Source organism: Streptomyces sp. NPDC101227, from assembly GCF_044767545.1.
Classification (GTDB): Bacteria; Actinomycetota; Actinomycetes; order Streptomycetales; family Streptomycetaceae; genus Streptomyces.
In genome coordinates this window covers 130,053-153,393 of the sequence record NZ_JBIWOD010000009.1, presented here as the reverse complement: position 1 = coordinate 153,393, position 23,341 = coordinate 130,053, and the positions used below count along the sequence as shown (strand labels likewise).

Genomic DNA, 23,341 nt, shown 5'->3' with positions numbered 1-23,341 from the left:
GTCGTAAGGACGGCGGGAGTTCCTGACTCACCCGGCCGGGGCCGGGTTCACAGTGGCGGGACCGCGCCGGATTCTCACCGGGCTTCCTCCCTCGGGCCCTGGGGCCCGGCGCCGTCGCTGGCGTCCGACGGGTCAGCCGATCCGCCGACCTGCATAGTAAGGGCTGCGCCGCGGACGGGGGAGAGCGCCTCCGGGCGCACTGCCGACGGGTCCCGCCGCCCCGGATCCGGGGCGCGCCGGCGTGGGTATGCTCGCCGCCATGCCGCCCACCCCCTCGCCGCGCTCCCCTGGGGCCCCGCCGCCCGTACGGGACCGCGGTGACGCCTGCCCGGGAGCGCTGCGACTGCACTCCGCGGCGGACGGTCAGCTGGCCCGAGTGCGGGTGCCCGCCGGTGATCTGACGGTACGTCAGGCACATGCGCTGGGCGACGCCGCGGACCGGCTCGGCGACGGCCGGCTGTCCCTGACGTCCCGGGGAAACGTGGAGCTGCGCGGCCTGCCGGACGGCTGCGGCGGCGAGCTCGCCGGTCTGCTCGGCGACGCCGGGCTGCTCCCCTCCGCCCGCCACGAACGCATCCGCAACATCCTCGCCTCCCCGCTCGCGGGACTCGACCTCCACACCCCGCCTGACGTGCGGTTGTGGGCCCGGCGGCTGGATGCGCTGCTGTGCGCGAGCGCCACCGCGCCGGCGCTCTCCGGCCGTTTTCTGTTCGTCCTGGACGGCGGGCGGGGGGATGTGGCCGCGCTGGGCGGCGATGTGAGGTTGGTCGCAGAGCGGGGCTCCACCGGCTCCGGGGACGGCCCGGTCGGTGCGCTGCTGCGCGTCGGGGACGATCCGGCTGCGGTGCGGGTCGCCGGGGCGGATGCGCCGCGGGCCGCGCTGGCGGCGGCGGAGGCGTTCCTCGCGGCGGCGGAGGCGAGCGGGTCCGGCGCCTGGCGGGTGCGGGAACTTCCGGCGGAGGATGCGCTGACGGCGCGTGGGGTCGCGCGGTGGCTGAACGAGGCCGGGATCGCGGCGGAGTACGTGGGCGCCCGCGCGGACGTGCACGCGAACGTGAACGCGGACGTGAACGAGACCCCCGCGGCCCCGCCCCTCCCCGGCGAAGTCGAAGGCCCCGACGGCCGCCGCGCCCTCTCCGTCCTGCCCCCGCTCGGCCGCCTCACCCTCCCCCAGTGGCGCCTGCTGACCGACACGGCCGCCGGCCACGGCTCCGGCGAACTCCGCCTCACCCCCTGGCGCGGCGTCATCGTCCCCGGGCTGCCGGCCGCGGTGGCCGCCGCCCGGCTGCGCGAGCTGGCCGCCGCCGGGCTCGTCACCGACCCCGACTCCCCCTGGTACCGGATCGGTGCCTGTACCGGACTGCCCGGCTGCGCCAAGTCCCGTACCGACGTGCGCGCCGACGCCGCGCATGCGGTCAGCGGCGGCACGACCCCCGAGGCCGGCGCCGGCCTCCCCGTCCACTGGTCGGGGTGCGAGCGCCGCTGCGGCCATCCGCAGGGCGGCGCCTGGATCGACGTCCTGGCCGACGCCACCGCACCGGGCGGCTACCGGACCTCCGTCGTACGCCCGCCGGCTCCCGTTCCCCATCCCGTCCCCACCACCCCGAAGGCCCCGTAACGTGACAGTGTTCGAGTACGAGAAGGACGGCGCGGCGATCTACCGCCAGTCCTTCGCCACCATCCGCGCCGAGGCGGACCTCGCGGGCCTGCCCGCCGACGTCAGCCAGGTCGCGGTCCGGATGATCCACGCCTGCGGCATGGTCGACCTCGTACGCGACCTGGCCTACACCCCGACGGTGGTGGCGAGCGCCCGCGCCGCGCTCCGCTCCGGCGCGCCGATCCTGTGCGACGCCAACATGGTCGCCAGCGGCGTGACCCGCAAGCGGCTGCCCGCGGACAACGACGTCGTCTGCACCCTGGCCGACCCCTCCGTCCCGGACCTGGCCGCCCGGCTGGGCACCACCCGCAGCGCCGCCGCCATGGAGCTGTGGCGGGACCGCATGGAGGACTCGGTGGTGGCGATCGGCAACGCCCCCACCTCCCTCTTCCGCCTCCTGGAGATGATCGAGGAGGGCGCGCCCCGCCCGGCCGCCGTCATCGGCATACCCGTCGGCTTCATCGGCGCGGCCGAGTCCAAGGACGCGCTGGTCGCCCACCCGTCGAAGCTGGACCACATCGTGGTGCGCGGGCGGCGCGGCGGCAGCGCCATGACCGCGGCCGCCATCAACGCCATAGCGAGCGAGGAAGAATAAGCGTGAGCGAGCAGCAGCCCAACGACCGCACCACGGGCCGTCTGTACGGCGTCGGGCTGGGCCCCGGCGACCCGTCCCTGATGACGGTACGAGCCGTCCAGGTCATCGCCGGAGCCGATGTGGTGGCGTACCACAGCGCCCGGCACGGACGTTCCATCGCGCGTTCCATCGCCGCCGAGCACCTCCGCCCCGACCACATCGAAGAGGCGCTGGTCTACCCGGTCACCACCGAGTCGACCGACCACCCCGGCGGCTACCGCGGTGCGCTGGACGAGTTCTACGAAGCCGCGGCGGCGCGCCTCGCCGCCCACCTGGACGCCGGCCGCACCGTCGCCGTCATCTCCGAGGGCGACCCACTCTTCTACGGCTCCTACCAGCACATGCACAAGCGGCTGGCCCACCGCTACCCGACCGAGGTCATCCCCGGCGTCACCTCGATCAGCGCCGCCGCGGCCCGCCTGGGCAAGCCCCTCGCGGAGGCGGACGAGGTCCTGACGATCCTCCCCGGCACGCTCCCGGAGGAAGAGCTGACGGCCCGCCTGGCCGCCACCGACGCCGCCGTCGTCATGAAGCTGGGCCGCACCTTCCCCACCGTCCGCCGCGCCATGGAACGCTCCGGCCGGCTCCCGGAAGCCTGCTACGTCGAACGCGCCACCATGCAGGGCGAGCGCACGGCCGCCCTGTCGGCCATCGACTCCGACACCGTCCCGTACTTCTCCGTGGCCGTCGTCCCCAGCCGGATCGCCAACCCGCCGGCACCCGCCGACGCTGCGACGGGTGAGGCCGTGGGCGAGGTCGTGGTCGTCGGCACCGGCCCGGCCGGCCCCCTGTGGCTGACCCCGGAGTCCCGCGGCGCGCTCGCCGCCGCCGAGGACCTCGTCGGCTACACCACCTACCTCGACCGCGTCCCGGTACGCCCCGGCCAGCGCCGTCACGGCTCCGACAACAAGGTCGAGTCCGAACGCGCCGAGCTCGCCCTCGACCTGGCCCGCCGCGGCCGCCGGGTGGCCGTCGTCTCCGGCGGCGACCCCGGCATCTTCGCCATGGCCACGGCCGTCCTCGAGGTCGCCGCCCAGCCCCCCTACCGCTCCGTCCCCGTACGCGTCCTGCCCGGCGTCACCGCCGCCAACGCCGCCGCGGCCCGCGCCGGCGCCCCCCTCGGCCACGACTACGCGGTGATCTCCCTCTCCGACCGCCTCAAGCCCTGGGAAGTCATCGCCGAACGCCTGCACGCGGCGGCCGCCGCCGACCTGGTCCTGGCCCTCTACAACCCCGGCTCCCGCAGCCGCACCTGGCAGGTCGCCAAGACCCGCGAACTCCTCCTGGAACACCGCGCCCCGGACACCCCGGTCGTCCTCGCCCGCGACGTCGGCGGCCCCGAGGAATCCGTCCGCACCGTCCGCCTCACCGACCTCGACCCCACCCAGGTCGACATGCGCACCCTCCTGCTCATCGGCTCGTCCCAGACCCAGGCGGTCCGGCGCGACGACGGCACGGACCAGGACGTGGTGTGGACGCCTCGGAGGTATCCGGAGGCCTGAGATCCGCGGCCTGACCGACGGCCCCTGCCGGGTTGGGCGGGGGCCGTCGGGCGTGGGCGCTGGGGCTACTCGGACCGGTAGGGGTCTTGGCCCGGACGCTCACGCCGCCACCCGAGCCGGTCCCTGGGCCGTCGGTGGCAACGTGGCCCGCGCCCGCCCGCGCCTCCTGCGAGGTCGCCCACTCCCGCTGAACAATGGCCCCGATCACGACGCGGGGACAGGACGCAGGGCAGTCTGAGCGGCGCGAAGGGAACGGCCGATGGACACAGCGGGACGTCTGGATCGTAGGGCGCTGCTGGCCGGCGGACTTGCGGGCGCCACGGTCGCGCTCGCGGGGTGTTCCGCGACGAGGACGGCCCCGGCGGCGGCCGGCGCTTCGCCGAGCCCGAGCCCGAGTCCGAGCCCGCGCCCGACCACACCCGCCGCGGCATTTGCCCGGCTGATGGACGGCAACAAACGCTGGGTCAGCGGAGACCTTCAGCACCCCGACCGGGATCCGAACCGGCGTCAGTTCGTGGCCCAGGAACAGAAGCCCTTCGGGGCGGTCCTCGCGTGCATCGACTCCCGGGTGCCGCCCGAGCTCCTCTTCGACACCGGGCTCGGCGACCTTTACGTGATGCGCACGGGCGGCGAGGCGGTCGGCCCGGTGGTCACCGGCTCCGTCGAGTACGGGCCCATGACCAGCGGCACCCCGCTCATCGTGGTCCTCGGGCATCAGCGCTGCGGCGCCGTCAAGGCCGCGTACACGTCCCTTCGCGACGGCGAACCGCTGCCCGGGAACCTGCAGGCGATCGTCAAGGCCCTGCGGCCCGCGTACGAGCAGGTGGAAGGGGAGGGCGGCGCCGACCCGGTCGAGGCCATGGCCCGCGCCCAGGTCACGTTGACCGCCGACGGTCTGCGCACCAATCAGGACCTCGCCCCCCTCGTGAAGAAGGGCGCCCTTGCCGTGGTCGGCGCCTACTACTCGCTCGACTCCGGCAAGGTGCAAATTCTGTCCGGCGAGCCGTCCTGAGCCGGCCGGCCGGGACGAACGGACCCCCTTGCCCGACCGGCGCCGTTCCTGGTCACCCGGACGCCGGAGCCGTGCTCAAGGGCTCCCGGCACAGCGCGCAGCGGTCCGTTCCGTCCCATTCGTCCCAGCCGAACACCCTTGGCGTCAGGGCCTCGCCCTCCAGTTCCGTGCGGACCGCCACGCGGTAGGCCCAGACGGCCGAGAGGTAGGGGTGGTAGACGTCGTGGAAGGCGGGTGAGGTGTGTCCGGCGCCCGCGGCGACCGCCCGTTGGAGGGCGCGCAGGCGCTCGAACATCTCCTGTCCGGCGCCGGCGATCCCGGTCGTCGCGTCGATGAACAGCCGCTCGCGTACCTCGTGGATCGCGGCGTCGTTCAGCGCCGCGCGGGCGGCGGCGTCGGGATCGGGCTCGGCGGCCGGGTCCTGGGCGATGCGCCGCAGGCGCGTATGGCACACCCCGGCGGCGGTGATGAACTCGATGTAGACCGCCCGCCGTCGCGCTTCGCTGCCGCGGTCGGTCTCGTGGCGCTGACGGAGGCGGTCCGCCAGGACGGTGCCGGAGATCGCCATCAGGCCGCCGCTCACCGTCGCGACGAGGGTCCCCCAGTCCATGCGTCCCCCTCATGGAGTCGTGGCGTCAGGCAGTATCGCTCAGCATCGCTCAACTCGGGCTGCGCCGCGATCAATTCGCTCGGCCCGGTGCCGTCCCCGGAAGGCGCCGCCACCACTCCAGCGCCGCCGCCGGATCCGCCACCTCCGGGACACCTTCCGGCGTCGGCGGGCGGGTCACGACGATGACCGGCAGGCCCGCCTCGCGCGCCGCCGTCAGCTTGGCGGCGGTGGCCGCGGCGCCGCTGTCCTTGGTCACCAGGACGTCGATGCGGTGCTCGCGGAGGAGGGCACGCTCGCCGTCCAGGGTGAAGGGGCCGCGGTCCAGGAGGGTCGTCATCCGGGGCGGGTGCGGGGGTTCGGGGGCGTCCACGGAGCGGACGAGGAACCAGAGGTCGGTGAGGTGGGCGAAGTGGGTGAGGCCCATGCGGCCGGTGGTGAGGAAGACGCGGGTGACGGGGAGGGTGCGGAGGAGGGCGGCGGCCTCGTCGAGGGAGGCGGCCGGGTGCCAGTCGTCGCCCGGGGCCGGTACCCAGCCGGGGCGGCGGAGGGCCAGCAGGGGAACATGGGCGGTGGCGGCCGCCTCGGCCGCGTTGTGACTGATCGTGCCGGCGAAAGGATGGGTGGCGTCGATGAGCGCGTCCACCGCGTGCTCGCGCAGCCAGCGGGCGAGGCCCGCGGGGCCGCCGAACCCTCCGATGCGTACCTCCCCGGCGGGCAGCCGGGGCGCGGCGACCCGGCCGGCGAGCGAGGTCGTCACGCGCGGGCCCGGCTCCGCCGCGAGCATGCCGGCGAGGCGGCGGGCCTCGGTCGTACCGCCGAGGATCAGGACGTGGGCGGGGCGGTCGTCGTGCATGAGCGGTGATTTCCTCCATGGCTGAAGCGCAGTCGAAGGGTACGGCGAGCGGCGGCCGGGCCGCCCAGCTCGCGCACACCGGGCTGCGGCCCGGGTGGACCACCGGGGCGTGTGCGACGGCGGCGAGCACGGCCGCGTACACGGCGCTGCTGAGCGGCGAGTTCCCGGATCCGGTGACGATCACGCTGCCCAAGGGGCAGACGCCGTCCTTTGCCCTTGCGGTGGAGGAGCTGGCGCCGGACCGGAGCGGCGCCATGGCCGGCGTGGTGAAGGACGCCGGGGACGATCCGGATGTGACGCACGGGGCACTGGTGCGGGCGCGGGTGCGGAGGCTGGCGCCCGGCTCGGGGGTGGTGTTCCGCGCCGGCCCCGGGGTCGGGACCGTCACCCGTCCCGGCCTCCCCCTGGATGTCGGCGAACCCGCGATCAATCCCGTACCGAGGGAGATGATGCGCGAGCATCTGGCGGCGGTGGCCGCGCGGTACGGGGGCACGGCGGCCGACGTCGAGGTCGAGATCTCGGTGGATCACGGGGAGGAGATCGCCCGCAGTACGTGGAACCCCCGGCTGGGGATCCTGGGCGGGCTGTCCATCCTGGGGACCACCGGGATCGTCGTGCCGTACTCGTGCTCCGCCTGGATCGACTCCATCCGGCGCGGGGTGGATGTGGCGCGTGCGGCGGGGCGGCGGCATGTGGCGGGGTGTACGGGTTCGACGTCGGAGAAGACCGTGGTCGCCCTGCACCACCTGCCCGAGGACGCGCTGCTGGACATGGGGGACTTCGCGGGCGCGGTGCTGAAGTACATCCGGCGGCACCCCGTCGAACGGCTCACGATCTGCGGCGGCTTCGCCAAGCTGTCGAAGCTGGCGGCCGGTCACCTGGATCTGCACTCCGCGCGGTCGCAGGTGGACAAGGGTTTCCTGGCCGGACTGGCCCGGCGGGGCGGCGCGGGGGAAGAGCTGGCGGGCGCCGTCGCCGAGGCCAATACGGGGCTCGCCGCGCTCCGGCTGTGCGAGGCGGCGGGGGTGCCACTGGGCGACCTGGTGGCGGCCACGGCCCGCGACGAGGCGCTGGCCGTGCTGCGCGGGGCGCCGGTGTCCGTCGACGTCATCTGCATCGACCGGGCGGGGATGGTGGTGGGGCGGGCGGAGCCTCGGGGGCCGGGGGACACATGAGGCGTGGCGCCGCGGTCCGTCTTCCGGAGTCGTGGCGAGTGCTGGAGTCCGGGGCTGGTGGCGGCGTCCGGGGCGAACGGCGGAGTCCGGGGCGAGCGGGCGGCGTCTGCGGCCGGGAGGGAGTCCCGGGCGAGTCCGGGAGCCGGTGCCGGGTTCGGGAGTCCCGGCGCGGTCAGGACTCGGTGGCGAGTTGCGGGGTGTCCCGTGCGGCTCCGGCCCCGTTCTCGCCGGGGTGCGGCGCGTCGTCGTGCCGGGGGAGCAGGAACGGGGTCGCCAGGATGAGGAGACCGGCGATCGCGATCGCGGTGCGGGGGCCGGTGACCGCGGCCAGCAGGCCCCACAGGGCGGTCATGGCGGCGGTGGCGGCCTTGCCGGTGGCCGACCACGCGGACAGGGTGCGGGCGACCCGGTCCGTCGCCGTCCGTTCGAGCCGGTACGTGGCGAGCACCGGGTTGAACACGCCGCAGCAGGTGATCAGCCCCAGCTCGACGGCCATGACGATCACGAGCCCGGCGACGCCGGGGCGGACGAGGGCCAGCCCGACCAGCCAGCACGCGCGCAGCGCCCCGGCGGTGAACAGCACCCGGTGCTGCCCGAACCGCGCGACGAGAGGGCGGGCCAGTCGTGAGCCGATCAGACCGCCGACGCAGGGCACCGCGAAGGCGAGGCCGTACTGCCAGGGTGCGAACCCGAGGGGGCCGAGCATGAGGACGGCGAGCAGCGGCGAGGTCGCCATGAGCAGGCCGTTGAACAGGATCGTGCTGAAGAACACCGGGCGCAGCGCCGGGTGGTTCAGGATGTAGCGCCACCCCACGAGCAGGTCGCCGGCGCGCAGCCGCGGGGCCTCGGTGCGCACCGGCCGCGGCTCCCGCCCGCCGATCGCGCGGATCCCCGCCGCGGAGAGCAGGTAGCTGACCGCGTCGGCCACCACGGTCATCACCGGGCCGAACAGCCCGATGGCGGCCCCGCCGAGCGGCGGCCCGAGCACGGTGGCGGTCCAGGTCGTGGACTCGAAGCGCCCGTTCGCCGCGAGCAGGTCCTCGGGCCGCACGAGCGCTTTGAGGCATGCGCCGCCGGCCGCGTTGAAGGTGATGTCGGCCGCGGCGACGACGGCCGATACGACCAGGAGCTGGACGAAGGTGAGATGGCCGAGCGCGAACGCGGCGGGGATGCTGATCAACGCCGCGAACCGGGTCAGGTCCATCGCCATCATCACCGGCCGCTTGCGGCGGAACTCCACCCACGGGCCGAGCGGCACGGCCACCGCCGCCCCCACCGTCAGCCCCGCCGCGGCCAGCAACGACACTTCGGTCGACCCGGCGTGCAGTACGAGGATCGCGATGAGGGGGAGCGCGTCGAACGCGAGCCAGGTGCCGAACGTGCTGGCCGCGTACGCCGCCCAGAGCCACCCGAACTGCCGTCCCAGGGACCGCCCGGCCGTTTTGGCCTTCATCCTCGCCTCGCCGTCCGCTCGAACCACCTCGTGTGGGCGGAGCCATCAAAGCGAGCGGCAGGCCGGACAATCAAACAACCGGGCCGACGGTCGTCCACAACCATGCGTTGTGGGCTGTGCCGCCACCCCTGAGGCGCCACCCCTGAGGCGCTACCCCTGAGGCGGTGCGTCGCAGGGAGCGTGCGGCCGCTCCCGGGTCGACGAGTACAGATGGCTGTCACGGAACTGCTCGGCGCCCAGCGTCCGGCCGACCATGATCACGGCCGTCCGGACCACCCCGGCGTCCTTCACCTGGCCGGCGATGTCGGCGAGGGTGCCGCGCAGGACGAGTTCGTCGGGGCGGGAGGCCATCGCGACGACGGCGGCGGGGCAGTCGGCGCCGTAGTGCGGGAGGAGTTCGGCGACGACCCGGTCGACGTACATGGCGGCCAGGTGGAGGACCAGGAGGGCGCCGCTGCGGCCGAGGGTGGCCAGGTCCTCGCCTTCGGGCATGGGGGTGGCGCGCTGGGCGACGCGGGTGAGGATGACGGTCTGGCCGACGGTGGGGACCGTCAGTTCGCGCTTGAGGGCTGCGGCCGCGGCGGCGAAGGCCGGGACGCCCGGCACCACCTCGTACGGCACCCCTGCCGCGTCAAGGCGGCGCATCTGCTCGGCGACGGCGCTGAAGACGGACGGGTCGCCGGAGTGCAGCCGGGCGACGTCCTTGCCCTCCTCGTGGGCGCGGACCAGCTCTCCGACGATGGCGTCGAGGTCCATCTGCGCGGTGTCGATGAGCCGGGCGCCGGGCGGGCATTCGGCCAGCAGCTCGCGCGGCACCAGGCTGCCCGCGTACAGGCAGACGCCGCAGGAGGCGAGGGTGCGGGCGCCGCGCACGGTGATCAGGTCGGCGGCGCCGGGGCCCGCGCCGATGAAGTAAACGGTCATCGCTGCTCGTTCTCCAGGTGCTCCGTGGGTGGTGTGCGGCGTGGTTTCACGTGAAACAGCGCCCCGCCTCGCCACCGGCCGGCTTCACGGCCGCCCACTGGGTGACCGGCATCGCCTGCCGCCAGCCCGTGAAGCCGCCGACCGGGACGGCGTGTGCGACGGCGAGGCGTACGAGGTCGCCGCCGTGGCGTCGGTAGTGGTCGGCGAGCAGCGCCTCGGACTCCAGCGTCACGGTATTGGCGACGATCCGGCCGCCCGGTGGCAGCGCCTGCCAGCACGCGTCCAGCAGCCCGGGGGCGGTCAGTCCGCCGCCGATGAACACCGCGTCCGGCACCGCCAGACCCTCCAGCGCGGCGGGCGCGGCGCCGGTGACGACGCGCAGCCCCGGCACCCCCAGCGACCGGGCGTTACGGCCGATGCGCTCGGCCCGTACCGGATCGCGTTCCACGCTGACGGCGCGGCAGCTGCGGTGCGCGCGCAGCCACTCGATGGCGATGGAGCCGGAGCCGCCGCCGATGTCCCAGAGGAGTTCGCCGGGGGCGGGGGCCAGCGCGGCGAGGGTGGCGGCGCGGACATGGCGCTTGGTCAACTGGCCGTCGTGCTCGTAGGCGTCGTCGGGCAGGCCCGGGACGAGGGAGAGGCGGCGGGCTTCGGACTCGCGGACGCAGTCGAGCGCGATGACGTTGAGGGGGTCGATGTCGTGGGAGCCGGCCTCGGACGGCTCCGCCCAGCCCGCCGCGGTGCCCTCGGCGACCCGTTCACGCTCGCCGCCGAGCTGTTCGAGGATCCGCATACGGGTCGGGCCGAAGCCGTGGGCGCGGAGCAGCGCGGCGACCTCGGCGGGGGTGCCCGCACCGGCGGACAGCACCAGCAGCCGCCGCCCGTCGTACAGCGCCCCGGCCAGGCTCTCGGCGGGCCGCCCGACCAGCGTGACGACCTCCGTCTCCTCCACCGGCCAGCCGAGCCGCGCGCAGGCGTAGGAGACGGAGGAGGGGTGCGGCAGCACGCGAAGGGACGTCCCGGCCACCTCGTTCAGCGTCCGCCCGATCCCGTAGAACATCGGATCGCCGCTGGCCAGCACGGAGATCCGGCGCCCGGCGTGCGCGGCGAGCAGCCCCGGCACGGCGGGCCGCAATGGCGACGGCCACGGCACCCGCTCGCCCGCGCACTCGGCGGGCAGCAGCGCCAGCTGCCGCGCCCCGCCGATCAGCACCTCGGCCTCGCGCAGGACCCGCTGGGAGCCGGCCGGCAGACCGTCCCAGCCGTCGGCCCCGATGCCGACTACGGAGAGGGGTGGTGCGGGGCTCACTGCCGGTACCTCGGGGTTCGTTCGGGCGGAAAGGGAGGTGGAGGGGGCGGGAGGGGCTGGGAGGGGAACTCTACTGACCGGCGAGTACGGATCGCCGGTGGGGGCGGAGCCATGGCCACCCACCGGCCCCCACCCGACGCTTATTGCATATAGTTTGCAATTACTGCCAAGGGAGAAGAACTCAGGACGGAACGGAGGCGCGGCTCGGTGGACTCGCCGGTGGTGCTGGGGATCGAATCGTCATGCGACGAGACGGGCGCCGGGCTGGTGCGGAACGGCCGGCTGCTCGGGCAGGCGCTGGCGTCGAGCATGGACGAGCACGCGCGGTTCGGCGGCGTCGTCCCCGAGATCGCGGCCCGCGCCCATGTGCACGCCCTGACCCCGGTCGTACGGGCCGCGCTGGCCGATGCGGGGCTGCGGGCCGGGGACATCGGGGCGGTGGCGGTGACGACGGGACCGGGGCTGTCCGGTGCCCTTCAGGTGGGGCTGGCGGGGGCCAAGGGGCTGGCGTATGCGCTCGGCGTGCCGTTGTACGGGGTGCACCACCTGGCGGGGCATGTCGCGGCCGACACCCTCGAGCACGGCCCGCTGCCCGACCCCTGCGTCGTCCTGATCGTCTCCGGCGGCCACACCTCCCTCCTTCTCGTACGTGACCTGGCGCGCGACCCGATCGTGCACCTCGGCGACACCCTGGACGACGCCGCCGGCGAGTGCTTCGACAAGGTCGCCCGGGTCTTCGGGCTGCCGTATCCCGGCGGCCCGGCCATTGACCGGACAGCGCGCGAGGGGGATCCGCGCGCTGTCCCCTTTCCCCGCCCGCTGACCGCGGGCCCGCGGTCGAACCGCTTCACCTTCTCCTTCTCGGGTCTGAAGACGGCGGCGGCCAGGTGGGCGGAGAGCCACCGCGCCGCGGGCCGCCCCCTCCCCCTCGCCGACGGCGCGGCCTCGCTCCAGGAGGCGGTGGCGGATGTCCTGACCCGCAAGGCGGTGGCCGCGTGCACCGAGCACGGCGTCGCCACGCTGGTCGTGGTGGGCGGGGTGGCCGCCAATTCGCGCGTGCGGTCGCTGGCCGAGGAGCGCTGCGCGGCGGCGGGGATCCGCCTGCGGGTGCCACCGCTGCGGCTGTGCACGGACAACGGCGCGATGATCGCGGCGGTCGGGGACCTGCTGGTCCGGGCGGGGGCCGAGCCCGCGCCGCTGGAGGTGTCGGTCGACCCGTCGGCGCCCTTGGAGTTCGCGGCGCTGCATCCGGTGGCCGGGGGGCGGGTCCGGGCGGCGTAGCAGGGGCAGGACCGGGCGCCCGGGGCGGTCCAGCGACGGAGGGGCCCGAAACCGGGGCCCTGGGCGGGCGCCCGCATCCCCGCTGGTCGCGCGCGCATTGGGCGCGCGGCGTCATGGCGGCCGCCGCTTCGCCGTACGGCGGAAGTCCGGCGATCGCGGGATGACCTGCGCGAATGGTGCCTCAACGGCAGAGGGCGATACGGAAGTTGCCCGATCCCGGCGAGCGGCTAAAGTGCCTGGACGATCTTCGATCATTCCTTCGTCGGGCATCGAGCCTTACCTGGAGTAACGCACACGCAGCACTCACCGCAGAACACATCACAGGGACGTATCGCAGGGACGCAACACTGGGACGCACCGCAGGACACGTCGCGGGACGCTCGCGGGACGCAACTCCCGCACCGCAACACCTCGATTCCCTCAGGGGTTTCGCTCCCCCCGTTCGCCCCGACACAATCACCACCCCGTACCGCCCGCAGCCGCCATCGTTCACGAGGACCTGTTTGATGTCAGCACGGATACCCGCCCGCCGTCAGGCAGCGCACACGCCGTTGGGAGCGGCCCTGCGCACCCTGGCGGTCGCTCTAGTGGTGACCGGGGGGCTGTGCGTGTGGGCGGTGTTGCTCGCACCACCGTCCGTACGGATGTTGTTGGCCTGGGGTGGCGGGGCCGGTGGGGCGGCGCTGAGCGCCGCGGTGGCGACCGCCGTGTTTCAGGAGCGGCTGGTTCGGCACTACCGGTCGCGGATCGGGGACATCCGGGGCGAGGCCGACCGGCTGGCCGACGAGACGCTGCCCGCGCTGGTCGCGGAGCTGCGGGACGGCGCATCGGTGGACACCGCGCTCAGCCGTACGGTCACGCCCACGGCCGGGTCGCATCAGCGGATCCTGCGGACGCTGGCCGAGGAGGTCGGCCGCGGTGAGCGGATGCGGGCCGCGGCGATGTCCGCATGCGCCAATGCCGCGGGCCGGGTTCAGGCGCTCGCCACCGGAATGCTCGCGGACCTGCGCGAGATGGAGGACCGGCACGGCGAGGAAGTGCTGGGCGACCTGATGAAGCTGGACCACACGACGGCACAGGCGGGGCGGCTGGCGGACAGCATCGCCGTACTGACCGGGGCCCGGTCCGGCCGCCGCTGGAACAAGCCGATCGCGATGGAGAGCATTCTGCGCGGCGCGATGGGGCGGATCAGCGCCTACCGCCGCATTCAGCTGCACAGCAGCAGCGACGTCGCCATCGCGGGCCATGCGGCCGAGGGCATCATGCATGCGCTGGCCGAGATCATGGACAACGCGACGTCGTTCTCACCGCCGCTGTCTCCCGTGCATGTGTACGTGGAAGAGGCGCAGGCCGGTGTGGTGGTCAGCGTGGAGGACAGCGGACTGGTGATGGGTGAGGCCGCGTTGCAGCGGGCCCAGCAGTCGGTGTCCGCGGCCACGCTGGACCTGATGTCGCTGTCCGGGACGCGGCTGGGGCTCGCGGTGGTGGGCTGTCTGGCACGCAAGCACGGGCTGAACGTGTCCTTCCGGCCGTCGGCGCGCGGCGGCACGGGCGTCGTCGTGCTGATTCCGCAGCAGCTGGTGACGGAGGCGCGGCCGCCGGCCCAGCAGGCGGCGCACCCGCCGATCGCCGACACGGTCGTGACGGCCGCGCGGGCCGCGGTCCCCGCTCCCCGGCGCGCCCCCGAGGCCGAGCCGGAGAGCCCGTCGCCGCTCCCGGCGAAGTCCGAGCCGGCGCACCAGGACCGGCCCGCACCCGGCTCCGAGGCACCGTCGCCGCTCCCCAGGCGCACCCCCCAGGCCCAGACCCCCGGCCCCCGGGCCGAGACCGCCCCCGAGCCCGCCCCGGAGCCCGAGCCCCGGCCCGCCCCGCCGGCCGAATTCGGCGAAAGCGGCCTGCCCAAGCGCCGCCGTGGCCAGACCCTGGCCTCCGCCCCCATGGGCACGGGCCCGGCGCACGGCCGCACGCCGGACGCCGGCAAGCCCGCGCGGCCCGCCCGCTCCGTCGAGGAATCGGCGGCGCGCTTCAGCTCCTTCCGTAAGGCCTTCCAGGGCACATCCGCCCCGGATGCCGCCGACGGCACGCCCGCCGACGCCGCCCCGGACACCCGTTCCGGCGGCGCACCCGCGTCACCCCCCGCACCCTCTCCAGCACGTCCGGAGGACGAGACCCGATGAACACCACTGACCACAGCCTCGATTGGATGCTGGAGAACCTGCTCCAGAAGACTCCGGGCGCGCGCCATGCGCTGGTCCTGTCCCGGGACGGGCTCAAGCTGTGTCACTCCAAGGACCTGACCGTCGATCAGGCCGACCAGCTGGCCGCCATCGCCTCCGGGATACAGAGCCTGTCGCACGGCGCGTCCGTGGAGTTCGGGAACGGTACGGGGGGCGTACGACAGGCGATGACGGAGTTCCACGGTGGCGTCCTGTTCATCGTGGAGGCCGGGAACGGCGCCCATCTGGCGCTGATCGCCGTCGAGGACGCCGATGTCGGCCTGATCGGCTTCAACATGAACGAGCTGGTGGAGCAGATCGGCGAGTATCTGCAGGCCGCCCCGCGCGGTGACGGCGGGACCGGTGCGCCGGGGCAGCGCGCATGAAACGGCTCGGTCCTGACGATGATCCGGACCGGCTCTACACCGTGACCGGCGGCCGCAGCCGGTCCGCCGACGACCGGACGCTCGACCTGGTGACCCTCATCGTCAGCGAATGCGATCCGACACCGGGCATGCAGTCCGAGCATGCCCGGATCCTGACCATGTGCCGTCGCCCGCTGGCCGTGGTCGAGGTCTCGGCGGAGCTGCGGATGCCGGTCAGCGTGGTCCGGATCCTGCTGTCCGACCTGCTCGACCGCGGGCAGGTCACCGCCCGTCATCCGCGCACCGCCGCCACCGCCCAACTCCCCGCCGCCGACCTGCTGAAGGAGGTGCTCGATGCACTCCACCGCCTCTGAGAACGCCGCCGCGACCGCCGCCGCGACCTCCTCTGCGAATCCGGCCACGGCCGTAGCGGCCGGCACCGACGCCGACCGCATTCCGCTGAGCGCCAACGCCGACAACGGGCTGAAGATCGTGATCGTCGGCGGCTTCGGCGTCGGCAAGACCACCATGGTCCGCTCGGTGAGCGAGATCCGGCCGCTGAACACCGAGGAGACGATGACGCGGGCGGGCGTCGGCGTCGACGACCCCACCGGCGTGGAGGGCAAGTCGACCACCACCGTCGCCTTCGACTTCGGCCGGATCAGCATCAACGACAGCTCGGTGCTGTATCTCTTCGGCGCGCCCGGCCAGGAACGCTTCTGGTTCCTGTGGGACCGGCTGTTCTCCGGAACGCTGGGTGCGGTGGTCCTGGTCGACACCCGGCGGCTGGACGACTCCTGGTACGCGATCGACCGGCTGGAGGCGCACGGGATGCCGTTCATCGTCGCGCACAACGACTTCGGCGGCGACCGGCACACCCTCGAGCAGATCCGCGACGCACTCGACCTCTCACCGGACGTACCGCTGATCCACTGCGATGCGCGCGACCGTGAGTCCAGCAAGGCCGTGCTGATCGCACTGGTCGACCATCTCTACGCCCTGTCCGTACAGGAAACCGCGGAGACCGCACCATGATCGAGCAGCAGCACCCCCGGACCGGCGGCTGCCCCATGCGGCCCGGCACGGACGCCGTACCGCTGTACGGCGCCGGCTTCAGCGACGACCCGGCGAAGCTCTACCGCGAGATGCGGGCGCGGTACGGGACCGTCGCACCGGTCCTCCTCGACGGCGACATCCCCGGCTGGTTCGTCCTGGGCTACCGCGAGCTGCACCAGGTCACCAGCAACCCGGAGCTGTTCGCGCGCGACTCCCGGCGCTGGCACGCCTGGGAGCACATCCCCGAGGGCTGGCCGCTGATGCCGTTCGTCGGGCACCAGCCGTCGGTGATGTTCGCCGAGGGGGCCGAGCACCGGCGGCGGGCCGGCGCGATCAGCGATGCGCTGACCGCGATCGACCAGTTCGAGCTGCGGCAGATCTGCGAGCGGCTGGCGGACGGGCTGATCGATGCGTTCGCCGGGTCCGGCGAGACCGATCTGATGGTCCATTACGCGGCCCGGCTGCCGCTGCTCGTCATCGCCGAGCTCTTCGGCTTCCCGGCCACCGAGGTGCCCGAGCTGGCCGCCGACATCGCCGCGTCGCTGAACGCCGACGACGGCGCGATCGCGGCGCACCAGAGGGTCGCCGCGCGGATGCAGCGGCTGGTCAAGGCCAGGCGGGCCAGGCCGGGCGCCGATGTGCCGTCCCGGCTGCTGGGCCATCAGGCGGGGCTGGCCGATGAGGAAGTGGTCATCGATCTGCTGGTGATGATGGCCGCCGCCCAGCAGCCGACCGCCAACTGGATCGGCAACACGCTGCGGCTGATGCTGACCGACGACCGGTTCGCGGTCAGCCTCTCGGGCGGGCGGCGCAGCGTCGGCCAGGCCCTCAACGAGGTGCTCTGGCACGACACCCCGACCCAGAACTACATCGGCCGCTGGGCGGCACGCGACACCCAGCTCGGCGGCCGCCGGATCCGTACCGGAGACCTGGTGATCCTGGGGCTTGCCGCCGCCAACACCGATCCCCAGGTACGGCCGGACTTCAGCGAGGCCGGCGCCGACGGCAACCAGGCCCATATGTCCTTCAGCCATGGGGAACACGCCTGCCCCTACCCCGCCCCGGAGATCGCCGAGGTGATCGCCAAGGCGGCGGTGGAGGTGCTGCTCGACCGGCTGCCGGACGTGATGCTGGCGGTGCCGGCCGAGGACCTGGTGTGGCATCCGTCGCTGTGGATGCGCGGCCTGGTCGGGCTGCCGGTCGAGTTCACGCCGGCGTACACGCCGATTCCGGCGATGGGGACACCGGGCGCGCTGTACGGATGACAGGCGCGGGGCGGTGTTTCACGTGAAACACCGCCCCGCCCCGCGAAGTGCCGGCTAACCCATCGGCGTGAAGCGCACCGGCAGCGTGTCCAGCCCCCTCGTGAACACCCCCTGCTCCCGCGGCTCCGCTCCCGGCGCCAGCGCCACCTCCGGCAGGGCGTCGAGCAGTTGGGCCACGCCCACCTCCACCTCCGCCTTCGCCAGCAGCGCGCCGACGCAGAAGTGCCGTCCGAGGGCGAACGAGAGATGGTCCGCGGCGGCCGAGAAGGCGGTGGTGGCGGACAGGTCGGCGCGGTGGATGTCGAAGGTGTCGGGGTCGGCGTAGCGCCGCTCGTCCCGCCCGGCAGCGCCGATCAGGCAGGTGACGGTGGAGCCCTTGGGCACCTCGCCGCCGCCGATGGTGACGTCCTCGGCGACCTGCCGCATGATCATGTGGACCGGCGGGGTGTACCGCAGCGTCTCCGCGAACGCCGGCGCGATCAGCGAGTGGTCCGCGCGCACCGCGGCCAGCTGCTCCGGGTGGCGCAGCAGGTTGTGCATCAGGCTGGATATCGCCTTGTCGGTGGTCTCCCCGCCGGCCGTCAGCAGCAGGCTGCAGAACGCCTTGATGTCCTCGTCGCTCATCCGCGTCCCGTCGATCTCCGCGGCGCAGAGCGTGGACAGCAGATCGTCGCCGAGGTGGTCGCGGCGCTCGCGGATGACGGGCAGCAGATACGCGGCGAACTCCTCGCGGGTGCGCAGTCCCGCCGCGGCGACGTCCGGGTCCTGAGCGAGATTGCCGAGGAACCCGATGATCGCGGTGTACCAGCGGTGGAAGCGCTCGTGATCGCCCCGGTCCAGCCCCAGCATGTCGACGATGACGTTGATGGGGAAGCGGGTGGCGAACTCCGCAACCAGGTCGGCCGTGCCCGCCCCCCGGAATCCGTCGATGAGCTGACGGGCATTGCGCTCGATCACCGGCAGGAACGACTGCTCCAGGGTGTTGCCGCGGAAGGCCGGCGCGACCAGCGCCCGGCGCACCGCGTGCTCCCGTCCGCTCATCTGCAGGATGGTCCGGCCGTGCACCGGCTCCAGCTGCCAGTCGTAGTTGTCCGTGGTGAACGCCGGGTCCTTGAAGGCCCGTTCGACGTCCTCGTACCGCGAGACGATGTAGCTCTGGGTGGCCTCGTGATGCAGCAGCGGGAAGTCGTCGCGCAGCACGCGATAGGCGGCATACGGATCCGCGGCGAATTCCGGCGACAGGATGTCCGGCGCTTCTCGGTTCACGGGTACGACTCTCCTCAGTAGGTGTACGCAACACGGACCGCGGCATCGCGAACCGTCCGCACTACCAAGATCGTCTCTTTGGCGTGCCCTTATCAAGAGGTCCCGGCCCTCGACATCGCGCGGGATCGGATGCCGAGGGCCCTCTTCCGCGCCTCGGCCCGCCCCGGGCGCCTCTCCGCACACAACGCTCTGACCAGGCACGATCCGCCGTTCGACGGTAATGACAACGGTCACCGGTGCAGCCTTTGGATCTTTCGCCGAAGTGCGGTTTGCTTCCCCACGACGACCCAGGAAGGAGCGCGCCATGACCGAGCACGCCCACACCCACGGGCACGGCCACAGCCAGGCGGACGGCCACGCGCACGGCCACTCGCACGGCGTCTCCCCGGACGCCGACCGCCGCTGGCTGCGCGCCGCGCTGCTGCTCCTGACCGCCTACATGGCGGTCGAGGTCGTCATCGGCGTCGTGGCCCAGTCCCTGGCCCTGATCTCGGACGCCGCGCACATGCTCACCGACGCGGTCTCCATCATCCTGGCGCTGATCGCGATGCGGCTGGCCGCCCGCCCCGCGCGCGGCGGCTACACCTACGGCCTCAAGCGCGCCGAAATCCTCTCCGCCCAGGCCAACGGCATCACCCTGCTGCTCCTGTCCGCCTGGCTCGGCTACGAGGCGGTCACGCGGCTGATCTCACCGCCCCAGGTGACCGGCGGGCTCGTCCTCGTCACGGCCCTCTCCGGCATCGTCATCAACCTCATCTGCACCTGGTTCCTCTCCCGGGCCAACCGCTCCAGCCTCAACATCGAGGGCGCCTACCAGCACATCCTCACCGACCTCTTCGGCTTCGTCGCCACCGCCGTCTCCGGCCTGATCGTGCTGACCACCGGCTTCGAGCGGGCCGACGCGATCGCCTCGCTGGTCGTCGTCGCGCTGATGCTGAAGGCCGGTACGGGCCTGGTCCGCGAGTCCGGCCGGATCTTCATGGAGGCCGCACCGGCCGGCGTCGACCCGGACGCGCTGGGCGACCACCTCGTCGCCGAGGACCAGGTCGTCGAGATCCACGACCTGCACATCTGGCAGATCACCTCCGGCCAGCCGGCCCTCTCCGCCCACATCCTGGTGGCCCCCGGCGGCGACTGTCACAAGGTCCGCCGCCGCCTCCAGGAACTGCTGAGCACCGAGTACGGCATCACCCACGCCACCCTCCAGGTCGACCACGTGGGCGAGGAGTCCGCCGCCCCGGACGTCCTGGCCCTCGGCCCGGGCCCCGGCCCCGACACCGAGCCGCACGCCACCGACCACTGCGCGGACGCCCACGGACCGGTCCACCGGCCGGGACCGCACCGGCACTGAACCGCACCGGCACCGGGCACCCCCGGGCCGGCCTCAGACCGCGTCTCAGACCGCGTGGCCCAAGGCCGCGAGCAGGGCCTCGTCAGTCGTCCTCATCGTCCGGGTAGCCCCACTTGATGTCCGTCTTCGCGGCCGGCGCCACCGCCTGCACCGCGCTGTGGACGCGGCTCTCGAACTCCGGCTGCCACTGGCCGAAGCGGGTGATGATCAACGGGTACTGGGTGCCACCCACCACCTCGAGCCGCCCCTCCCACTCGTCCACCACGAAGCTGATCTCGTGGTGGATCCCCTCGTCCCGCGCCACGTCGTTGAGGGCGTCCGCTATCCGCTCCGCCTGCGCCGCGTCGGCGGGCTCGGTGACGGTGATCTCGACATCGATGTTCACTGACATGACGTCATGCTATGGGCAGAGCCCAGGGTGTCCGGCGTACGTGATCACCCGTTGGCACCGCCCCGGCTCGCGCCCCCCGCCCTTCCGGTCTTGCCTGAATACCCGGCCACTTGGCCGCTGTCCCTCCCACCAGGAAGGACCGGACGCGATGTCAGCGAGCGCACCCGTACGCCCCCGCGGCCGGGTGACAGAGGCGGAACGCCTGCCCGAACAGCCCCGGCGACGGCCCGGCCGCGCGCTGGGGGCGGGCGCGCTGCTGCTCATCGGTGCGCTCCTCCTGCCGCTGAGCCTGGCCACCGTATGGGCGCGCAGCGAACTGACCGACACCGACCGGTACGTGGCCACCGTCGCGCCGCTCGCCGCGAACCGCGCCGTCCAGGACGCCATCGTCCACGACGTCACCAACGGCGTGATGACCCATGTCCGGCTCGACGGCCTGCTCAAGGCCATCCCCCGCCCCGAACGGGCCGCACTGCTGAAGCGCTTCACCCGTGGTCTGCGCGATTTCGTCGGCAAGCAAGTCCGCCAGGTCGTCACCGGCCGCGCCTTCCCCGCGGTCTGGACCGGCGTCCACCGCACCGCCCATCAGGCGCTGGACGGCAGCCTCACCGCCACCGGCAACGCCTCGGTGACCCTGGACCTCACCCCGATCCTCGACCGCGTCCGGCAGCAGCTCGCCGGCAACGGCCTGGGCATCGACATCGCCCACCGCATCCCCCGCATGGGCGCCGAGGTCGTCCTGCTGCGCTCCCCCGACGTCCCCCGCGCCCGCCTCGCCTACCGGGCCGTCCGCACCGCCGCGCCCCTGCTCCCGTCGGCCGCGGCGCTCTGTCTGCTGGCCGGGCTGCTGCTGGCGCGGCGCCGGCGGCGGGCGCTGATCTGCGCGGGGGCGGGGTGCGCCGCGACGGCGGCCCTGCTCGCGACGGCCCTGGCCCTGCTGCGGGCCCGCGCGCTGGAGGGGCTGCCGGCCGTGGTGCCGCGGGCCGCCGCGTCCGCGTACGCGGATGCGCTGACCGGTTCGCTGCGTGACGGGGTGTGGACCGTCATCGGGGTGGCGCTGGCGACGGCCGCGCTGGCGGCGGTGGGGCCGCCGGCGGTGCGGGCGGTACGGCGGCTGTGCGCCGGCGGGGCCGCCTGACCGCGGGCGCCGGGGCGGCCGGGCCCGGCGACGGGGACGTTTAGGCTGTCGCCATGACCTGCCAGTGGTGCCAAGGCACCGGCTACACGACCCGGGCGCTGGCCTATGCGCCCGGCGTCGACCCGTTCCGGGGCTCGGCCGAGACCGTGCATCGGGCAGGGGAGTGCCGACGCTGCCGGGGGACCGGGCGGTACGACCCGCGGCACGATCCGACGCTGGACCACCGGCGCGGCGAGGGGCGGCCGGACGCGCCGTAGGCGCACCGTTCAGCCGTCGACGCCCAGGCGGGCGGCGATCGGGCGCGGGAGCTCGTACGGGCGCTCCGGTGGCAGCAGGCGCCGGGCCTGTGCGGAGCGGCCGCCCTGCACGAGGGTGGCGATCTTGCGTACGCGGTCGGTGAGGTCGGTGACGCCGACCACCCACTCCTCGGCGTAACTGCGGATCAGGTCGCGGCCGATGCCCACCTGGATGCTGTAGTGGTTGAGCGGGGCGCCGCGCAGCGTGCGTTCGGGGTCCCACTGGACGTGGACCGGTGCGGCGGCGACGGCTGCCGGGTCGGCGGTCGTCAGGGTGGCGCGGGAGAGGGCCGCTTCCCAGCCGCTTCGGGTGATGCGTACGGCCAGGATGCGCTGCTGGCCCGGCTTCCGGGCCCCATTGCTGCGGTGCATCAGCCAGCGGAACGACGGCTTGATCCAGGTCATGCGGCGGAACGAGAACGGCGGCACGAAGCGGCCGGCGCGGAGGGCGGCGTCGGCGACGGCGGGTGCGTAGGCCTGGTAGACGACGAGGGTGGCCGCGTCGTGGTCGGCGCGTATCTGACGGAGCATCGGAGGCAGGGTGCCGGACCGGGGCCCGGCGCGGCCACCGGTTTTCGCTGTCACCGCGCCGGCCGCCCACCCCGCGGGCGGACGGCCGGGGAGACCGCGGAGGGCTCAGATCGCGACCACCGTCTTGCCCTGCGCACGCCCCGTGCGGCTTGCGGCGAGCGCGTCGGGGGCCTCCTCCAGGGGGACCTCGCGGCCCACGAGGACGGTCAGGCGGCCCGCGTCGACCTGGCCGGCGAGGATCTCCAGGAGCTGGGGGGAGGGGCGGTTGACGAAGTTGAAGCCGCGGAGGTTGTGCTCGGTGAGGACGTCCGCGTCGGCCGAGCCGATGAGGGAGACGGCCGTGCCGCCGTCCCGCACGGTCCTGGTGAGTTCGACGAACCCCTCGGGGTCGCTGGTCATGTCGATCAGCACGTCGACGCCGTCGGGGTAGGCCGCGAGGACCTGGTCCGCGACCGGCCCCGCGGTGTGGTCGAAGGTCTCGGCGGCGCCCAGATTCCGCATCAGCTCGGCCATGGCCGGGCGGGCGGTGGCCAGGACCTCGGCGCCGCGGCCGGCCGCGAGCTGGGTGGCGAAGGTGCCGACGCCGCCGGTGGCGCCGACGATGAGCACCCGGCGGCCCTCGCTGATCCGGGTCTCCTCGACCAGGTTGTACGCCGTCATCCCGGCCGTCGGCACGGCGGCGGAGGTCGCGTAGGTGACGCTGCGGGCGGCCGGGGCGATCGCCTGCTCGTCGGCGACCGCGATCTCGCAGTACGAACCGCCGCCCTGCTCCGGCCGCTGGAACTGCCCGAACACCGCGTCCCCGACGGTGAACCGCCGCACCCCGGTCCCGACCGCGAGCACCTCGCCGGCCCCGTCCGACCCCAGGACCAGCGGGAAGACGGCCGGTACGGCGCTGCCGAACTTGCCGTCGGCGAGCTTCCAGTCGATCGGGTTGAGTCCGGCGGCGGCCAGCCGCACCAGGACCTCGCCCGGCCCTGGCTCGGGCTGCGGCAGCTCCATGAGCTGCGGCTGTTCACCGAATGCGCTGACTGCTACGGCTCTCATGTGGCGTTC

The 23,341-nt window shown here is 73.9% G+C and carries 23 protein-coding genes and 1 riboswitch; of the genes, 14 read left to right on the top strand and 9 right to left on the bottom strand.

Annotated features, from left to right (window positions below; translation table 11 throughout):
- Window positions 1-16: 16 nt before the first annotated feature.
- A riboswitch (cobalamin riboswitch) is annotated at window positions 17-89 on the bottom strand.
- A gap of 170 nt (window positions 90-259) precedes the next feature.
- The 4 genes from cobG to ACIRPT_RS22400 all read left to right on the top strand — a co-directional run bounded on the left by cobG (window position 260) and on the right by ACIRPT_RS22400 (window position 4,805).
- The gene (gene cobG / locus ACIRPT_RS22415; protein ID WP_403829669.1) at window positions 260-1,618 is read left to right on the top strand and encodes a precorrin-3B synthase; all 1,359 of its coding nucleotides are present in this window, start codon (window positions 260-262) and stop codon (window positions 1,616-1,618) included.
- Between the two features lie 7 nt (window positions 1,619-1,625).
- Window positions 1,626-2,252: a precorrin-8X methylmutase gene (locus tag ACIRPT_RS22410; protein ID WP_403830008.1), complete on the top strand. Its 627-nt coding sequence runs from the start codon at window positions 1,626-1,628 to the stop codon at window positions 2,250-2,252.
- On the top strand, window positions 2,249-3,793 hold the full coding sequence (locus tag ACIRPT_RS22405) for a precorrin-2 C(20)-methyltransferase (RefSeq protein WP_403830006.1): 1,545 nt from the start codon (window positions 2,249-2,251) through the stop codon (window positions 3,791-3,793). Before ACIRPT_RS22410 ends, ACIRPT_RS22405 begins: the two co-directional genes overlap by 4 nt.
- A 442-nt stretch (window positions 3,794-4,235) precedes the next feature.
- Window positions 4,236-4,805 (top strand): carbonic anhydrase, encoded by a 570-nt coding sequence (locus ACIRPT_RS22400; protein WP_403500124.1) that lies wholly within the window; start codon window positions 4,236-4,238, stop codon window positions 4,803-4,805.
- Window positions 4,806-4,857: 52 nt separating this feature from the next.
- Here the strand turns inward: ACIRPT_RS22400 and ACIRPT_RS22395 are convergent, their stop codons facing one another.
- Together ACIRPT_RS22395 and ACIRPT_RS22390 are read right to left on the bottom strand one after the other, a co-directional pair.
- Window positions 4,858-5,415 carry a CchlQ gene (locus ACIRPT_RS22395; RefSeq protein WP_403500121.1) on the bottom strand — a complete coding sequence of 186 codons (558 nt, stop codon included), beginning with the start codon at window positions 5,413-5,415 and terminating at the stop codon, window positions 4,858-4,860.
- 70 nt (window positions 5,416-5,485) lie between these two features.
- The gene (locus ACIRPT_RS22390) at window positions 5,486-6,268 is read right to left on the bottom strand and encodes a cobalt-precorrin-6A reductase (protein WP_403829667.1); all 783 of its coding nucleotides are present in this window, start codon (window positions 6,266-6,268) and stop codon (window positions 5,486-5,488) included.
- Window positions 6,269-6,285: 17 nt separating this feature from the next.
- Between ACIRPT_RS22390 and ACIRPT_RS22385 the strand changes: the two genes are divergently transcribed.
- Window positions 6,286-7,443, top strand: a complete 1,158-nt coding sequence (locus tag ACIRPT_RS22385) for a cobalt-precorrin-5B (C(1))-methyltransferase (RefSeq protein ID WP_403829664.1) — start codon at window positions 6,286-6,288, stop codon at window positions 7,441-7,443.
- Window positions 7,444-7,615: 172 nt separating this feature from the next.
- Here the strand turns inward: ACIRPT_RS22385 and ACIRPT_RS22380 are convergent, their stop codons facing one another.
- The 3 genes from ACIRPT_RS22380 to cbiE all read right to left on the bottom strand — a co-directional run bounded on the left by ACIRPT_RS22380 (window position 7,616) and on the right by cbiE (window position 11,129).
- Entirely contained in the window at window positions 7,616-8,896 is a 1,281-nt protein-coding gene (locus ACIRPT_RS22380; RefSeq protein WP_403829661.1) for an MFS transporter, read from the bottom strand.
- 150 nt (window positions 8,897-9,046) lie between these two features.
- The gene (gene cobM / locus ACIRPT_RS22375) at window positions 9,047-9,820 is read right to left on the bottom strand and encodes a precorrin-4 C(11)-methyltransferase (protein ID WP_403829658.1); all 774 of its coding nucleotides are present in this window, start codon (window positions 9,818-9,820) and stop codon (window positions 9,047-9,049) included.
- A gap of 46 nt (window positions 9,821-9,866) precedes the next feature.
- Window positions 9,867-11,129, bottom strand: coding sequence for a precorrin-6y C5,15-methyltransferase (decarboxylating) subunit CbiE (gene cbiE, locus ACIRPT_RS22370; protein WP_403829655.1), 1,263 nt, complete (start codon window positions 11,127-11,129; stop codon window positions 9,867-9,869).
- A gap of 207 nt (window positions 11,130-11,336) precedes the next feature.
- Between cbiE and tsaD the strand changes: the two genes are divergently transcribed.
- The 6 genes from tsaD to ACIRPT_RS22340 all read left to right on the top strand — a co-directional run bounded on the left by tsaD (window position 11,337) and on the right by ACIRPT_RS22340 (window position 17,312).
- The gene (gene tsaD / locus ACIRPT_RS22365) at window positions 11,337-12,410 is read left to right on the top strand and encodes a tRNA (adenosine(37)-N6)-threonylcarbamoyltransferase complex transferase subunit TsaD (protein ID WP_403829653.1); all 1,074 of its coding nucleotides are present in this window, start codon (window positions 11,337-11,339) and stop codon (window positions 12,408-12,410) included.
- 506 nt (window positions 12,411-12,916) lie between these two features.
- Entirely contained in the window at window positions 12,917-14,587 is a 1,671-nt protein-coding gene (locus ACIRPT_RS22360) for a sensor histidine kinase (RefSeq protein ID WP_403829650.1), read from the top strand.
- On the top strand, window positions 14,584-15,012 hold the full coding sequence (locus tag ACIRPT_RS22355) for a roadblock/LC7 domain-containing protein (RefSeq protein ID WP_403500102.1): 429 nt from the start codon (window positions 14,584-14,586) through the stop codon (window positions 15,010-15,012). Before ACIRPT_RS22360 ends, ACIRPT_RS22355 begins: the two co-directional genes overlap by 4 nt.
- Window positions 15,009-15,365, top strand: a complete 357-nt coding sequence (locus ACIRPT_RS22350) for a DUF742 domain-containing protein (protein ID WP_403500099.1) — start codon at window positions 15,009-15,011, stop codon at window positions 15,363-15,365. Before ACIRPT_RS22355 ends, ACIRPT_RS22350 begins: the two co-directional genes overlap by 4 nt.
- Window positions 15,346-16,026: a GTP-binding protein gene (locus ACIRPT_RS22345; RefSeq protein WP_403829647.1), complete on the top strand. Its 681-nt coding sequence runs from the start codon at window positions 15,346-15,348 to the stop codon at window positions 16,024-16,026. Before ACIRPT_RS22350 ends, ACIRPT_RS22345 begins: the two co-directional genes overlap by 20 nt.
- Entirely contained in the window at window positions 16,023-17,312 is a 1,290-nt protein-coding gene (locus ACIRPT_RS22340; RefSeq protein WP_403829645.1) for a cytochrome P450, read from the top strand. Before ACIRPT_RS22345 ends, ACIRPT_RS22340 begins: the two co-directional genes overlap by 4 nt.
- 54 nt (window positions 17,313-17,366) lie before the next feature.
- Here the strand turns inward: ACIRPT_RS22340 and ACIRPT_RS22335 are convergent, their stop codons facing one another.
- Entirely contained in the window at window positions 17,367-18,578 is a 1,212-nt protein-coding gene (locus ACIRPT_RS22335; protein ID WP_403829643.1) for a cytochrome P450, read from the bottom strand.
- A gap of 304 nt (window positions 18,579-18,882) precedes the next feature.
- Here ACIRPT_RS22335 and ACIRPT_RS22330 point away from each other — a divergent pair, with 304 nt between their 5' ends.
- Window positions 18,883-19,929: a cation diffusion facilitator family transporter gene (locus ACIRPT_RS22330; protein ID WP_403500088.1), complete on the top strand. Its 1,047-nt coding sequence runs from the start codon at window positions 18,883-18,885 to the stop codon at window positions 19,927-19,929.
- Window positions 19,930-20,011: 82 nt separating this feature from the next.
- Here ACIRPT_RS22330 and ACIRPT_RS22325 read toward each other — a convergent pair whose 3' ends face one another.
- On the bottom strand, window positions 20,012-20,320 hold the full coding sequence (locus ACIRPT_RS22325) for a hypothetical protein (RefSeq protein WP_403500085.1): 309 nt from the start codon (window positions 20,318-20,320) through the stop codon (window positions 20,012-20,014).
- A gap of 148 nt (window positions 20,321-20,468) precedes the next feature.
- Between ACIRPT_RS22325 and ACIRPT_RS22320 the strand changes: the two genes are divergently transcribed.
- Window positions 20,469-21,458: a hypothetical protein gene (locus ACIRPT_RS22320; protein ID WP_403500082.1), complete on the top strand. Its 990-nt coding sequence runs from the start codon at window positions 20,469-20,471 to the stop codon at window positions 21,456-21,458.
- A gap of 53 nt (window positions 21,459-21,511) precedes the next feature.
- A complete protein-coding gene (locus ACIRPT_RS22315) occupies window positions 21,512-21,715 on the top strand; it encodes a hypothetical protein (RefSeq protein ID WP_403500079.1) in 204 nt (67 codons plus the stop codon).
- 9 nt (window positions 21,716-21,724) lie between these two features.
- On the opposite strand, the gene ACIRPT_RS22310 is transcribed toward ACIRPT_RS22315, so the two are convergent.
- Window positions 21,725-22,285 carry a DUF4291 domain-containing protein gene (locus ACIRPT_RS22310; protein WP_403500076.1) on the bottom strand — a complete coding sequence of 187 codons (561 nt, stop codon included), beginning with the start codon at window positions 22,283-22,285 and terminating at the stop codon, window positions 21,725-21,727.
- A gap of 105 nt (window positions 22,286-22,390) precedes the next feature.
- Complete coding sequence (locus ACIRPT_RS22305; RefSeq protein ID WP_403500074.1) at window positions 22,391-23,332, bottom strand: NADP-dependent oxidoreductase; 942 nt, start codon at window positions 23,330-23,332, stop codon at window positions 22,391-22,393.
- Window positions 23,333-23,341 lie beyond the last annotated feature (9 nt).

Bases quoted from the DNA above. Each gene is read 5' to 3' on its own strand.
- ACIRPT_RS22355 (WP_403500102.1), top strand. From the start codon at position 14,584: ATGAACACCACTGACCACAGCCTCGATTGGATGCTGGAGAACCTGCTC.
- ACIRPT_RS22315 (WP_403500079.1), top strand. From the start codon at position 21,512: ATGACCTGCCAGTGGTGCCAAGGCACCGGCTACACGACCCGGGCGCTG.
- ACIRPT_RS22350 (WP_403500099.1), top strand. From the start codon at position 15,009: ATGAAACGGCTCGGTCCTGACGATGATCCGGACCGGCTCTACACCGTG.
- ACIRPT_RS22310 (WP_403500076.1), bottom strand. From the start codon at position 22,285: ATGCTCCGTCAGATACGCGCCGACCACGACGCGGCCACCCTCGTCGTC.
- ACIRPT_RS22385 (WP_403829664.1), top strand. From the start codon at position 6,286: ATGGCTGAAGCGCAGTCGAAGGGTACGGCGAGCGGCGGCCGGGCCGCC.
- ACIRPT_RS22325 (WP_403500085.1), bottom strand. From the start codon at position 20,320: ATGTCAGTGAACATCGATGTCGAGATCACCGTCACCGAGCCCGCCGAC.
- ACIRPT_RS22305 (WP_403500074.1), bottom strand. From the start codon at position 23,332: ATGAGAGCCGTAGCAGTCAGCGCATTCGGTGAACAGCCGCAGCTCATG.
- ACIRPT_RS22395 (WP_403500121.1), bottom strand. From the start codon at position 5,415: ATGGACTGGGGGACCCTCGTCGCGACGGTGAGCGGCGGCCTGATGGCG.
- ACIRPT_RS22400 (WP_403500124.1), top strand. From the start codon at position 4,236: ATGGACGGCAACAAACGCTGGGTCAGCGGAGACCTTCAGCACCCCGAC.
- ACIRPT_RS22380 (WP_403829661.1), bottom strand. From the start codon at position 8,896: ATGAAGGCCAAAACGGCCGGGCGGTCCCTGGGACGGCAGTTCGGGTGG.
- cobG (WP_403829669.1), top strand. From the start codon at position 260: ATGCCGCCCACCCCCTCGCCGCGCTCCCCTGGGGCCCCGCCGCCCGTA.
- ACIRPT_RS22390 (WP_403829667.1), bottom strand. From the start codon at position 6,268: ATGCACGACGACCGCCCCGCCCACGTCCTGATCCTCGGCGGTACGACC.
- ACIRPT_RS22340 (WP_403829645.1), top strand. From the start codon at position 16,023: ATGATCGAGCAGCAGCACCCCCGGACCGGCGGCTGCCCCATGCGGCCC.
- ACIRPT_RS22330 (WP_403500088.1), top strand. From the start codon at position 18,883: ATGACCGAGCACGCCCACACCCACGGGCACGGCCACAGCCAGGCGGAC.
- ACIRPT_RS22320 (WP_403500082.1), top strand. From the start codon at position 20,469: ATGTCAGCGAGCGCACCCGTACGCCCCCGCGGCCGGGTGACAGAGGCG.
- ACIRPT_RS22345 (WP_403829647.1), top strand. From the start codon at position 15,346: ATGCACTCCACCGCCTCTGAGAACGCCGCCGCGACCGCCGCCGCGACC.
- ACIRPT_RS22360 (WP_403829650.1), top strand. From the start codon at position 12,917: ATGTCAGCACGGATACCCGCCCGCCGTCAGGCAGCGCACACGCCGTTG.
- cobM (WP_403829658.1), bottom strand. From the start codon at position 9,820: ATGACCGTTTACTTCATCGGCGCGGGCCCCGGCGCCGCCGACCTGATC.